The sequence below is a fragment of the Pseudomonas reidholzensis genome (assembly GCF_900536025.1).
GTDB lineage: Bacteria > Pseudomonadota > Gammaproteobacteria > Pseudomonadales > Pseudomonadaceae > Aquipseudomonas > Aquipseudomonas reidholzensis.
Genome location: NZ_UNOZ01000003.1, coordinates 249,660 through 261,911 on the forward strand (window position 1 = coordinate 249,660; position 12,252 = coordinate 261,911).

The 12,252-nt window shown below is 57.9% G+C and carries 11 protein-coding genes, 4 tRNA genes and 2 rRNA genes; all 17 read right to left on the bottom strand.

All coding sequences use genetic code 11. From position 1 onward, the window contains the following. Positions 1–45: 45 nt before the first annotated feature. Positions 46–4,119, bottom strand: a complete 4,074-nt coding sequence (rpoB, locus tag CCOS865_RS04290; protein WP_119138210.1) for a DNA-directed RNA polymerase subunit beta — start codon at positions 4,117–4,119, stop codon at positions 46–48. A 217-nt stretch (positions 4,120–4,336) separates the two neighbouring features. Further along, the gene (gene rplL, locus CCOS865_RS04295) at positions 4,337–4,702 is read right to left on the bottom strand and encodes a 50S ribosomal protein L7/L12 (protein WP_119138212.1); all 366 of its coding nucleotides are present in this window, start codon (positions 4,700–4,702) and stop codon (positions 4,337–4,339) included. Positions 4,703–4,779: 77 nt separating this feature from the next. Further along, positions 4,780–5,280 (bottom strand): 50S ribosomal protein L10, encoded by a 501-nt coding sequence (gene rplJ / locus CCOS865_RS04300; RefSeq protein WP_119138214.1) that lies wholly within the window; start codon positions 5,278–5,280, stop codon positions 4,780–4,782. A gap of 198 nt (positions 5,281–5,478) precedes the next feature. After that, positions 5,479–6,174: a 50S ribosomal protein L1 gene (gene rplA, locus CCOS865_RS04305; RefSeq protein WP_119138216.1), complete on the bottom strand. Its 696-nt coding sequence runs from the start codon at positions 6,172–6,174 to the stop codon at positions 5,479–5,481. Continuing rightward, the gene (gene rplK / locus CCOS865_RS04310; protein WP_010220295.1) at positions 6,174–6,605 is read right to left on the bottom strand and encodes a 50S ribosomal protein L11; all 432 of its coding nucleotides are present in this window, start codon (positions 6,603–6,605) and stop codon (positions 6,174–6,176) included. The genes rplA and rplK overlap by 1 nt, the downstream gene beginning before the upstream one ends. Before the next feature lie 119 nt (positions 6,606–6,724). Then, entirely contained in the window at positions 6,725–7,258 is a 534-nt protein-coding gene (gene nusG, locus CCOS865_RS04315; RefSeq protein ID WP_101322353.1) for a transcription termination/antitermination protein NusG, read from the bottom strand. Positions 7,259–7,267: 9 nt separating this feature from the next. Further along, entirely contained in the window at positions 7,268–7,636 is a 369-nt protein-coding gene (secE, locus tag CCOS865_RS04320; RefSeq protein ID WP_101322354.1) for a preprotein translocase subunit SecE, read from the bottom strand. Positions 7,637–7,680: 44 nt separating this feature from the next. After that, positions 7,681–7,756, bottom strand: a tRNA-Trp gene (locus CCOS865_RS04325). A gap of 55 nt (positions 7,757–7,811) precedes the next feature. Further along, positions 7,812–9,005 (bottom strand): elongation factor Tu, encoded by a 1,194-nt coding sequence (tuf, locus tag CCOS865_RS04330; protein WP_119138205.1) that lies wholly within the window; start codon positions 9,003–9,005, stop codon positions 7,812–7,814. A gap of 80 nt (positions 9,006–9,085) precedes the next feature. After that, positions 9,086–9,161: transfer RNA gene (locus tag CCOS865_RS04335), tRNA-Thr, on the bottom strand. A gap of 28 nt (positions 9,162–9,189) precedes the next feature. Next, a tRNA-Gly gene (locus CCOS865_RS04340) sits at positions 9,190–9,263 on the bottom strand. Between the two features lie 24 nt (positions 9,264–9,287). Further along, positions 9,288–9,372 (bottom strand) — tRNA-Tyr (locus CCOS865_RS04345). 145 nt (positions 9,373–9,517) lie between these two features. Then, entirely contained in the window at positions 9,518–9,943 is a 426-nt protein-coding gene (locus CCOS865_RS04350; RefSeq protein ID WP_119138218.1) for a hypothetical protein, read from the bottom strand. 7 nt (positions 9,944–9,950) lie between these two features. Then, positions 9,951–10,700 (bottom strand): pantothenate kinase, encoded by a 750-nt coding sequence (locus tag CCOS865_RS04355; protein ID WP_119138220.1) that lies wholly within the window; start codon positions 10,698–10,700, stop codon positions 9,951–9,953. Beyond that, positions 10,690–11,649, bottom strand: a complete 960-nt coding sequence (gene birA / locus CCOS865_RS04360; RefSeq protein ID WP_119138222.1) for a bifunctional biotin--[acetyl-CoA-carboxylase] ligase/biotin operon repressor BirA — start codon at positions 11,647–11,649, stop codon at positions 10,690–10,692. Before birA ends, CCOS865_RS04355 begins: the two co-directional genes overlap by 11 nt. Positions 11,650–11,817: 168 nt before the next feature. Beyond that, positions 11,818–11,933: ribosomal RNA gene (rrf, locus tag CCOS865_RS04365) — 5S ribosomal RNA — on the bottom strand. A gap of 134 nt (positions 11,934–12,067) precedes the next feature. Next, positions 12,068–12,252: ribosomal RNA gene (locus CCOS865_RS04370) — 23S ribosomal RNA — on the bottom strand; the annotation flags it as partial.

Below are 12,252 nucleotides of genomic sequence, written 5' to 3' on the forward strand. Positions count from 1 at the left end.
GCAGGAAGCGGGCTGTCACAGCCCCGCTCCCATTCGCGTCACGTGTTATTCGGTTTCCAGATCGATGTCGATACCGAGCGAACGGATCTCTTTGATCAACACGTTGAAGGACTCGGGCATGCCCGGCTCCATACGGTGATCGCCATCCACGATGTTCTTGTACATCTTGGTACGGCCGTTCACGTCGTCCGACTTCACTGTGAGCATTTCTTGCAGGGTGTATGCCGCGCCGTATGCTTCCAGCGCCCACACCTCCATCTCCCCGAAACGCTGACCACCGAACTGCGCCTTACCACCCAGCGGCTGCTGGGTGACCAGGCTGTACGAACCAGTGGAACGCGCGTGCATCTTGTCGTCCACCAAGTGGTTCAGCTTGAGCATGTACATGTAACCAACGGTCACAGGACGCTCGAACTTGTTGCCGGTACGGCCGTCGAACAGCACCATCTGGCCGCTTTCTGGCATGTCTGCCAGTTTCAGCATGGCCTTGATCTCGCTTTCCTTGGCACCGTCGAAGACCGGAGTAGCCATAGGCACGCCTTTCTTCAGGTTGTGCGCCAGGGCGAGGATCTCGGCGTCGGTGAACTCTTCCAGGTTTTCCTGACGACCGCCGATCTCGTTGTAGATCTCGGTCAGGAAGCTGCGCAGTTCAGCGGCTTTGCGCTGCTCTTCGATCATCCGGTCGATCTTCTCGCCCAGACCTTTGGCCGCGAGGCCCAGGTGGGTTTCAAGGATCTGACCGACGTTCATACGCGAAGGTACGCCCAGCGGGTTCAGTACGACGTCGACCGGCGTACCGTTGGCGTCGTGCGGCATGTCTTCGACCGGCATGATCACCGAGACCACACCTTTGTTACCGTGACGGCCAGCCATCTTGTCGCCCGGCTGGATGCGGCGGCGGATAGCCAGGTAGACCTTGACGATCTTCAGTACGCCCGGTGCCAGGTCATCGCCCTGCTGCAGCTTGCGCTTCTTGTCTTCGAACTTGTCGTCCAGCAGACGGCGACGATCAACGATGTAGGCCTGGGCCTTTTCCAGCTGATCGTTCAGCGCGTCTTCGGCCATGCGCAGTTTGAACCACTGGCCGTGCTCCAGACCGTCCAGTACTTCGTCGCTGACCACGGTGCCTTTTTTCAGGCCCGCGCCACCGTCGACCACTTGGCCGTTCAGGGCAGAACGCAGACGTTCGAAGGTTGCGCCTTCGACGATGCGGAACTCTTCGTTGAGGTCCTTGCGGATCTCGTCCAGCTGCATCTTCTCGATAGCCAGAGCGCGGGTGTCGCGCTCAACGCCGTCGCGGGTGAAGACCTGGACGTCGATGACAGTACCTTTGGTGCCGGTTGGCACACGCAGGGAGGTGTCTTTAACGTCGCTGGCTTTTTCACCGAAGATGGCACGCAGCAGCTTCTCTTCTGGCGTCAGTTGGGTCTCGCCTTTCGGGGTGACCTTACCGACCAGAATGTCGCCAGCGCCGACTTCAGCACCCACGTAGACGATACCGGCTTCGTCCAGCTTGTTCAGCGCAGCTTCACCCACGTTCGGGATGTCTGCGGTGATTTCCTCTGGGCCAAGCTTGGTGTCACGCGCCACACAGGTCAGTTCCTGAATGTGGATGGTGGTGAAGCGGTCTTCCTGGACCACACGCTCCGACAGACAGATGGAGTCTTCGAAGTTGAAACCGTTCCAGGCCATGAACGCGATGCGCATGTTCTGACCCAGAGCCAGCTCACCCATATCGGTGGACGGACCGTCAGCCATGATGTCATGACGCTTGACCACATCACCTTTGCTCACCAGCGGACGCTGGTTGATGCAGGTGTTCTGGTTCGAACGGGTGTATTTGGTCAGGTTGTAGATGTCGACACCGGCTTCACCGGTTTCAACTTCGTCATCGGCAACACGGACCACGATACGGCTGGCATCGACCGAGTCGATCACGCCGCCACGACGAGCCACGACGCAGACGCCGGAGTCACGGGCAACGTTGCGCTCCATGCCGGTACCTACCAGCGGCTTGTCGGCACGCAGGGTTGGTACAGCCTGACGCTGCATGTTCGAACCCATCAACGCACGGTTGGCGTCGTCGTGCTCGAGGAACGGAATCAGCGACGCTGCAACCGACACTACCTGCTTCGGCGAAACGTCCATCAGGGTGACGTCTTCCGGCGCCTTGACGGTGAATTCGTTCAGGTGACGGACCGCTACCAGTTCGTCGATCAGGTGCTTCTCGGCGTTCATCGTGGCCGAAGCCTGGGCGATGACGTGATCAGCTTCTTCGATCGCCGACAGGAACACGATGTCGTCGGAAACAACACCCTCTTTCACCACGCGGTACGGGCTCTCGAGGAAGCCGTACTGGTTGGTGCGGGCGTAGGCCGCCAGGGAGTTGATCAGACCGATGTTCGGACCTTCCGGGGTCTCGATCGGGCACACACGGCCGTAGTGGGTCGGGTGTACGTCACGGACTTCAAAGCCAGCGCGCTCACGGGTCAGACCGCCAGGGCCGAGTGCAGAGACACGGCGCTTGTGGGTAATTTCCGAGAGCGGGTTGTTCTGGTCCATGAACTGCGAGAGCTGGCTGGAACCGAAGAACTCTTTCACCGCTGCCGCAACCGGCTTGGCGTTGATCAGGTCTTGCGGCATCAGGCCTTCGCTTTCGGCCATCGACAGACGCTCTTTGACCGCACGCTCGACGCGCACCAGGCCAACCCGGAACTGGTTCTCGGCCATCTCGCCGACACAACGCACGCGACGGTTACCCAGGTGGTCGATGTCGTCGACGATGCCTTTACCGTTACGGATGTCGACCAGGGTCTTCAGCACGTCAACGATGTCTTCCTTGCTCAGCACGCCCGAACCTTCGATCTCGGAGCGACCGATACGACGGTTGAACTTCATGCGGCCGACGGCAGACAGGTCGTAACGCTCGGCGCTGAAGAACAGGTTGTTGAACAGGGTTTCAGCGGCATCCTTGGTCGGCGGCTCGCCTGGACGCATCATGCGGTAGATCTCGACCAGCGCTTCCAGTTGGTTGCTGGTGGTGTCGATCTTCAGGGTGTCCGAAATGAACGGACCGCAATCGATGTCGTTGGTGTACAGCGTCTCGATGCGAACAACCTGAGCCTTGGCGATCTTGATCAGCAGCTCGGTGGTCAGCTCGGTGTTGCACTCGCACAGGATCTCGCCAGTGGCCGGGTGCACGATAGCCTTGGCGCTGGTGCGACCCAGCACGTACTCCATCGGCACGTCCAGCTGCTTGACGCCAGCCTTCTCGAGCTGGTTGATGTGGCGCGCAGTGATACGACGGCCCTGCTCGACGATGACTTTGCCATTTTCGTCATGGATGTCCATGACCGCAACTTCACCGCGCAGACGCTGAGGTACCAGTTCCAGGCTCAGCGATTCGCCGGTCACGTGGAACACGTTGGTGCTGTAGAAGGCGTTCAGAACCTCTTCGGTGCTGTAGCCCAGCGCGCGCAGCAGTACCGAGGCCGGCAGTTTGCGGCGACGGTCGATACGCACGAATACGCAGTCCTTCGGGTCGAACTCGAAGTCCAACCAGGAGCCGCGGTACGGAATGATACGAGCCGAGTACAGCAGTTTGCCGGAGCTGTGCGTCTTGCCACGGTCGTGGTCGAAGAACACACCCGGCGAACGGTGCAGCTGGGAAACGATCACACGCTCGGTACCGTTGATAACGAAGGTACCGTTCTCAGTCATCAGGGGGATTTCACCCATGTAGACTTCTTGCTCTTTGATGTCCTTGATCGCTTTGTTCGACGATTCTTTGTCGAAGATGATCAGACGGACTTTCACCCGCAGCGGCACGGCGAAGGTCACGCCACGCAGGACGCACTCCTTGACGTCGAAAGCCGGCTCGCCCAGACGATAGCCAACGTACTCCAGGGCAGCATTGCCGGAGTAGCTGATGATCGGGAAGACCGACTTGAAGGCAGCATGCAGACCGACGTCGCGGAACTGATCCTTGGATGCTCCCGCTTGCAGGAATTCGCGATACGAATCCAGCTGGATGGCCAGGAGGTACGGCACATCCATCACGTCCGGTAACTTGCTAAAGTCCTTGCGGATACGTTTTTTCTCAGTGTATGAGTAAGCCATCAGCGTTCCCCAGCTTGGTCACCTGCTTGTTTGGCTTCTCCCGGCGGGAGCAGCCAGAAAATCGTGCAAACCCCGTGGTTTGCTCCACCCTCTAGGTGGTTCCTGCACGTTATCGGGGCCGACCTGGTCGGCCGCCAATAACGGAAAAAGGCCGGTGGCAAAAGCCACCAGCCATCAGCCGTACGCTAAAGCTCCGGCTGGAGTCGCAAAGTCGAAATTACTTGAGTTCGACTTTAGCGCCTGCTTCTTCCAGCTTCTTCTTGGCGTCTTCAGCGGCTTCTTTCGAAACGCCTTCAGCAACGACCTGAGGAGCGGTGTCAACTTTCTCTTTGGCTTCTTTCAGGCCCAGACCGGTCAGTTCACGAACGGCCTTGATCACGTTGACTTTCTTCTCGCCAGCTTCCAGCAGAACGACGTTGAATTCGGTCTGCTCTTCAACAACGGCAGCAGCAGCAGCTGGGCCAGCAGCGGCAACAGCAGCGGTCACGCCGAAGGTTTCTTCCATTGCTTTGATCAGTTCAACAACTTCCAGAACGGTTTTCTGGCCGATTGCTTCGATGATTTGTTCGTTAGTCAGGGACATGACTTAAATCCTGTATTGGGGTGAAGGCCTACGCAGCCATCAAATTAAACGTATGATTTTGAAAGTGCTTCGTTGCCTTAGGCAGCGGTAGCTTCTTTCTGGTCGCGAATGGCTGCCAGGGTACGAGCCAGCTTGCTGGTAGCGCCTTGGATGACGCTCATCAGCCTTGCGATGGCTTCGTCGCGGGTCGGCAGGGTAGCCAACACGTCGATTTCGTTCGCTGCAATGAACTTGCCGTCAAACGCAGCTGCCTTGATCTCGAACTTGTCCTGACCCTTGGCGAATTCCTTGAACAGACGAGCAGCAGCGCCCGGGTGTTCGTTGGAGAACGCGATCAGGGTAGGGCCAGTGAACACGTCGTTGAGGACACTGAAATCAGTGTCAGCAACAGCGCGCTTGAGCAGGGTGTTACGTACGACACGTACGTATACGCCAGCTTCACGAGCCTCTTTACGGAGTCCGGTCATTGCGCCTACAGTCACACCACGGGCATCAGCCACGACAGCGGACAGAGCGACTTTGGCAGCCTCGTTGACTTCAGCGACGATGGCCTTCTTGTCTTCGAGTTTAATTGCCACGGGTAAAACTCCTGCTTGTTACCGTTTCATCTGGCCGAAGCCGGATGTCGTTTTGGTGTCTGATTCGGTAAGGAACCGGGAGCACCATCTGCGTAGGCTGGGTGTTTAAGGCTTACGCCGCCTACGGTCTTGGATAGCCCCCGCCAGGCAGGGACCCCAATTTTTGCTGCCGGCCTGCTTGCGCACGCCGGCATTGTCTTACGCGTCCAGCGAGCTCTGATCGATGACCAGACCTGGGCCCATAGTGGTGCTCAGGGTAACGCGCTTGACGTAGATACCTTTCGAGGAAGCTGGCTTGATACGCTTCAGATCAGCGATCAGGGCTTCAACGTTTTCCTTCAGCTTGCCGGCTTCGAAGCCAACCTTGCCAACGGAAGTGTGAATGATACCGTTTTTGTCGGTGCGGTAGCGAACCTGACCAGCCTTGGCGTTTTTAACCGCGGTGGCTACGTCTGGAGTCACAGTACCAACCTTCGGGTTAGGCATCAGGCCGCGAGGACCCAGAACCTGACCCAGCTGACCCACAACGCGCATGGCATCCGGGGATGCGATGACTACGTCGTAGTTCAGGTCGCCGGCTTTCATCTCGGCAGCCAGGTCGTCCATACCTACACGGTCAGCGCCGGCAGCCAGAGCGGCCTCAGCAGCTGGACCCTGGGTGAAGACGGCAACGCGTACGGTCTTGCCAGTGCCGTGTGGCAGCACAGTAGCGCTACGAACGACCTGGTCGGATTTACGCGGGTCAACACCGAGGTTGACGGCAACGTCGAAGGATTCGCTGAACTTCACGGTGGACAGTTCGGCCAGCAGCACTGCTGCGTCTTCGAAGTTGTAGACTTTGCCAGCTTCGAGCTTCGAAGCAATAGCCTTTTGGCGCTTGGTCAGCTTAGCCATTACACACCCTCCACGTTGAGGCCCATGCTGCGAGCGGAACCGGCGATGGTACGCACGGCCGCATCCATGTCAGCAGCGGTCAGATCAGCATTTTTGGTTTTTGCGATCTCTTCCAGCTGAGCACGGGTCACAGTACCGACTTTAACGGTGTTAGGACGCGCGGAACCGCTGGTCAGGCCAGCTGCTTTCTTCAGCAGAACCGAAGCAGGGGTGCTTTTGGTTTCGAAGGTGAAGCTACGGTCACTGTAAACAGTGATGATCACTGGAGTCGGAAGGCCGGCTTCTTGACCCTGAGTACGGGCGTTGAAGGCCTTGCAGAATTCCATGATGTTCACACCGTGTTGACCCAGTGCTGGACCAACGGGTGGGCTAGGGTTGGCCTGGCCGGCCTTTACTTGCAGCTTGATGTAAGCCTGAATCTTCTTAGCCATGAGCTACTCCAATATCGGGTACGAACGCCAGATGGCTCCCCGGATGACTTGCGTTTTATCCCAGTGACGACAAAACCCCGCAGCACATAGGGCTGCGGGGTATGGGATGCGTCGTTCGCCTAGACCTTCTCGACCTGGCCGAACTCGAGCTCCACCGGAGTGGAACGACCGAAAATGAGCACCGCCACTTGCAGCCGGCTCTTCTCGTAGTTAACTTCTTCAACGGTACCGTTGAAATCAGCGAAGGGACCGTCAACGACGCGAACCACTTCACCTGGCTCAAAGAGCGTTTTAGGCTTCGGCTTGTCGCTGCCGTCGGCAACGCGACGCAGGATAGCCTCGGCTTCTTTGTCGGTGATGGGTGCAGGCTTGTCTGCAGTACCACCGATGAAGCCCATTACACGAGGGGTATCCTTGACAAGGTGCCAAGTACCTTCGTTCATTTCCATCTGGACCAGCACATAGCCAGGGAAGAACTTACGCTCGCTCTTGCGCTTCTGACCATTGCGCATTTCGACGACTTCTTCGGTCGGGACCAGGATCTCGCCGAAACCGTCTTCCATGCCAGCCAGCTTGACACGCTCAGTCAAAGAGCGCATCACATGCTTCTCGTAACCCGAGTAAGCATGCACAACGTACCAACGCTTAGCCACGGGACACCCTTAGCCAACAATCAAGGAGACCGCCCAGCCGAGCAGGGAGTCGAGACCCCACAGCAGCAGTGCCATAACCAATACGACAACCACGACGATAAGCGTGGTTTGCATGGTTTCTTGGCGGGTCGGCCACACGACTTTACGAATCTCGGTCCGAGCTTCCTTCGCCAACGCAAAGAACGACTTACCCTTCGCAGTCTGCAGGGCAACGAAGCCAGCAGCAGCAGCCAGAGCAAGAAGCGCGAGTACGCGGTACAGAATCGGGGAGGCGGAGTAATACTGATTACCCACGACGCCAACGACTACCAGTGCAACAACAGCGAGCCACTTGAAAAGATCAAAACGCGAATCTTGGGCTTCAGTTTTGGGAGTCATTGAGGAGGATCCTGTGAGAAGAAAGCCAATCACACCGAGGTGAATGGCAGGTCAGGAGGGAATCGAACCCCCAACCTACGGTTTTGGAGACCGTCGCTCTGCCAATTGAGCTACTGACCTTTAACACTGTACCAGGCCGGCCATTATGCCGACCTGATCTTATGAAATCAACTACTTATTCAATAATTTTCGCTACGACACCCGCGCCGACGGTACGACCGCCCTCACGAATGGCGAAACGCAGACCGTCTTCCATAGCGATGGTCTTGATCAGGGTGACAACCATCTTGATGTTGTCGCCTGGCATGACCATTTCAACGCCTTCTGGCAGCTCGCAGTTGCCAGTCACGTCGGTGGTACGGAAGTAGAACTGTGGACGGTAGCCTTTGAAGAACGGCGTGTGACGGCCACCCTCCTCTTTGCTCAGCACGTACACTTCAGCTTCGAACTTGGTGTGCGGTTTGACCGAACCTGGCTTGACCAGGACCTGGCCACGCTCGACGTCGTCACGCTTGGTGCCCCGCAGCAGTACGCCGCAGTTCTCGCCAGCACGACCTTCGTCCAGCAGCTTGCGGAACATCTCAACACCGGTACAGGTGGTGTTGGTGGTGTCACGCAGACCAACGATTTCCAGGGCATCCTGAACACGGACGATGCCGCGCTCGATACGACCGGTAACAACAGTACCGCGACCCGAGATCGAGAATACGTCTTCGATCGGCATCAGGAACGGCTTGTCGATCAGACGCACTGGCTCTGGAATGTAGCTGTCCAGCGTTTCGACCAATTTCTTGACGGCAGTAGTGCCCATCTCGTTGTCGTCTTTGCCTTCCAGGGCCATACGCGCCGAACCAATGATGATCGGAGTGTCGTCGCCAGGGAAGTCATAGGTGGACAGCAGGTCACGAACTTCCATCTCGACCAGTTCCAGCAGCTCGGCGTCGTCTACCAGGTCAGCCTTGTTCAGGAAGACCACGATGTAGGGAACGCCAACCTGGCGGGACAGCAGGATGTGCTCGCGGGTTTGCGGCATCGGACCATCAGCAGCCGAGCAAACCAGGATGGCACCGTCCATCTGCGCAGCGCCGGTGATCATGTTTTTCACATAATCGGCGTGACCTGGGCAGTCGACGTGAGCGTAGTGACGGATCTGCGAGTTGTACTCGACGTGCGCGGTGTTGATGGTGATGCCGCGCGCTTTTTCTTCTGGAGCACTGTCGATCTTGTCGAAGTCAACGACTGCCGAACCGAATACTTCGGAGCAGACGCGCGTCAGAGCTGCGGTCAGAGTGGTTTTACCGTGGTCAACGTGGCCGATAGTGCCAACGTTAACGTGAGGTAGGGAACGATCAAACTTTTCCTTAGCCATCGATACAGTCCTCCGCAGAAGAAAATAGTCACTACTACCGATAAAACAAAGGCAGATATTTTCATATCTGCCTTGTTATATGGAGCTCTTGAGCGGACTTGAACCGCTGACCTCACCCTTACCAAGGGTGTGCTCTACCAACTGAGCTACAAGAGCGAAACACATTGTGCAACAACAGCAAACTTGGAGCGGGTAGCGGGAATCGAACCCGCATCATCAGCTTGGAAGGCTGAGGTTCTACCACTAAACTATACCCGCGGAGCTTGCGGCTCTCGCTAAAAATGGTGGAGGGGGAAGGATTCGAACCTTCGAAGTCGAAGACGGCAGATTTACAGTCTGCTCCCTTTGGCCGCTCGGGAACCCCTCCTGAGCGTGGGCGGCATTATCAACTCATGCCGTCCTGTTGTCAACGCTTTTTTTCAATTAAATCTTGAAGTTAGCTACTTTGACAACCGCTTCCAGATCTACCACCTGAGTGGTGTTCCCTGTGAAGCGGGCGCCATTCTATCAAGCTATTCACCAGTTGCAATACCCCCGCAGAAAATAATTTTATGTTTTAAGTCTTTGAAATCCTTGGAAAGACTGTCGAGGACCGTTGGGTCCAGCAAACGCTCGCTCTGCGCGTCGACCTTGAGCCACTGCCCCTCTGCGCCGGGCAGCTGGCCAGCCACGATCAACGTGCTGATATCCAGGCTCAGCAGGCGTTGGCGCAGTGCATCAAGCTGCTCACGGGACGCCAGGCCGCCCACCACCAGGCATTCGTCGCGGCGCTTGGCCGGCGCTGCGGCACCGGTCTCGCGCAGCAGGCGGATCTCTTGCTGGTTGCCTTTATAAAGAGAAAGCGGCGCAACCTCCTTGACTCGCAACGGCGCCTCTTGCTGATGCCAGACGTAATAGACGACATTGAGTACCAGCAGTAACAGGAACAACCAACGCATAGGCACCTCAATCCAGGGGACAGGCCATGGCCAGGCCGACGAATACCAGGTCCGGCACGATGCGCGCCTGCGGCGCCGCCTCGCGCACCAGCGGCGCATCACCGCCGGTAAGGAATACCGTGAAGGCATCTCCCCACAGGGCGCGCGCCTGCTCGATCTGGGTCCGGGCAAAACCTTGCAACATCAATACACAGCCCCGCTCCACCGCCTCGACGGTGGAGCGCCCCGGCGCGAGCGTGCTGACCGCGCGCTCTGCGGAGGCATCGTCATAGCGAATCCTGCGGGTATGGGTACGCAGCTGGCTGCGCATCAGCGGCATGCCCGGGCAGATGTAACCGCCCAGGTGCTCCCCGTCGGCCGCGACGAAGTCGGCTTTGGCGGCAGTGCCCAGGTCGATGACCAGGCACGCGCCTTTCGCCAGGTGGAATGCACCCAGCGCCGCCAGCCAACGGTCCATGCCCAGGCGCTCGAAATCCTCGTAGCCATTACGCACGCCGGCCATTTCCCGCACCGGCAATGCGACCTGAGCCTGGATGGCGAAGCCTGTATAGAGGACGGCACGCAGAGCGTCGGTTTCCTCTTCACTGCGCACACTGACAATCCGGCAGCCTTTCAGGCGCAGGGAGGGCAAGGCTGCAACCGCGGCCAGCAGCGCCTGATCGGAGTCAACGATGCCGCCACCGACAATGGTTGCATCCGCGGCATGGATCACCCGCCACTTGATAAAGCTGTTACCGCAATCGAGCTCAAGAATCATCACGCAACCTCAAACTGAGCTCACCGCCACTAAAGCTCTTTTCCACACCTTCGACCTCAAGCCGCAAGCCACCTTGACCATCCACGCCGAGCACCAGGCCGTCGGTCTGGCTGCTGCCGGCGATCAGCGATACTTTACGCCCCTGCCACAGATGCGCCTGCTCCCACTCTTCCTGGAAGGCCGCAAAACCATAGCGACGATGCCGCGCCAATTCATGCTGCAGCTGCAGATTGAGGCGTGCGACCAACTGATTGCGATCAATCGCCACGCCAACCTCACGGCGCATCGACGTCCATTGCTGGTCGACCTGGTCATTGACCTGCATGTTCACGTTGATACCGATACCCAGTACCACGTGACACACGTCGGCCGGGTCCCCGACCAACTCCAGCAGGATGCCGGCGAGCTTCTGATCGCCGACCAGCAAGTCGTTGGGCCATTTCAAGCCCGCACCCTTCACGCCGAAGCTCTGCAAAGCGCGCATGACCGCCAGGCCGACCACCAGGCTCAAGCCCTCGAGCTGGCGCATGCCGCCCTCGACCCGCAGCACCAGGCTGTAATAGAGGTTTTCGGCAAAGGGGCTGACCCATTGCCGACCGCGGCGGCCACGACCGGCACTCTGCCGCTCGGCCAGCACCAGGAACGGCGCGGGATACCCTTGCGCGACACAGCGCAACGCCTCGGCATTGGTCGAATCGATCGCGTCATGGATGTACAGCGGCCACTGTTCGCCCTCGCAATAGCTGGCGATCGCCTGCGACTCGAGTAGCGCCAAGGGCGCCGCCAACTGATAGCCACGCCCGCGAACCTTGTGAATGGTCAGGTTCAATTCGGTTTCCAGGTGCTGCAGCTGCTTCCAGACCGCACTGCGGCTCACCCCGAGCGCTTCCCCGAGTGCCTGCCCGGAATGAAACCGGCCATCCTTGAGGAGATTCAACAACTTCAGCATGCCAGTCTCGACTTGGAATAAGGCTGGAATGATAGCCATGGCCCGAGGGCTTGCATAGGAAAAGGGGGGCTGTGCACCGACTTCGTGGGAGCGGTTGGAGGGACTGGCGGAAAGCCGGAAAGACAAAACCCCTACCTGCTTGCGCAGATAGGGGTTTTGCGAAATGAATCTTGACGATGACCTACTCTCACATGGGGAGACCCCACACTACCATCGGCGATGCATCGTTTCACTACTGAGTTCGGGATGGGATCAGGTGGTTCCAATGCTCTATTGTCGTCAAGAAATTCTGTAGCCAGAATGTCCTGTTGGACAGCCCAGCGAATTCGGATATGCGATATTTGTGATGTTACGAATCTTCGGTTCTTTCGTCTTCACCACCGCAATCTGGCTTTCGCTCAAATTGCTTGGGTGTTATATGGTCAAGCCTCACGGGCAATTAGTATTGGTTAGCTCAACGCCTCACAGCGCTTACACACCCAACCTATCAACGTCGTAGTCTTCGACGGCCCTTCAGGGGATTCTAGATCCCAGTGAGATCTCATCTTGAGGCAAGTTTCCCGCTTAGATGCTTTCAGCGGTTATCTCTTCCGAACATAGCTA

Bases quoted from the DNA above. Each gene is read 5' to 3' on its own strand.
- CCOS865_RS04350 (WP_119138218.1), bottom strand. From the start codon at position 9,943: ATGCGTTGGTTGTTCCTGTTACTGCTGGTACTCAATGTCGTCTATTAC.
- rplL (WP_119138212.1), bottom strand. From the start codon at position 4,702: ATGTCCCTGACTAACGAACAAATCATCGAAGCAATCGGCCAGAAAACC.
- CCOS865_RS04355 (WP_119138220.1), bottom strand. From the start codon at position 10,700: ATGATTCTTGAGCTCGATTGCGGTAACAGCTTTATCAAGTGGCGGGTG.
- tuf (WP_119138205.1), bottom strand. From the start codon at position 9,005: ATGGCTAAGGAAAAGTTTGATCGTTCCCTACCTCACGTTAACGTTGGC.
- rplK (WP_010220295.1), bottom strand. From the start codon at position 6,605: ATGGCTAAGAAGATTCAGGCTTACATCAAGCTGCAAGTAAAGGCCGGC.
- secE (WP_101322354.1), bottom strand. From the start codon at position 7,636: ATGACTCCCAAAACTGAAGCCCAAGATTCGCGTTTTGATCTTTTCAAG.
- rpoB (WP_119138210.1), bottom strand. From the start codon at position 4,119: ATGGCTTACTCATACACTGAGAAAAAACGTATCCGCAAGGACTTTAGC.
- birA (WP_119138222.1), bottom strand. From the start codon at position 11,649: ATGCTGAAGTTGTTGAATCTCCTCAAGGATGGCCGGTTTCATTCCGGG.
- rplA (WP_119138216.1), bottom strand. From the start codon at position 6,174: ATGGCTAAGCTGACCAAGCGCCAAAAGGCTATTGCTTCGAAGCTCGAA.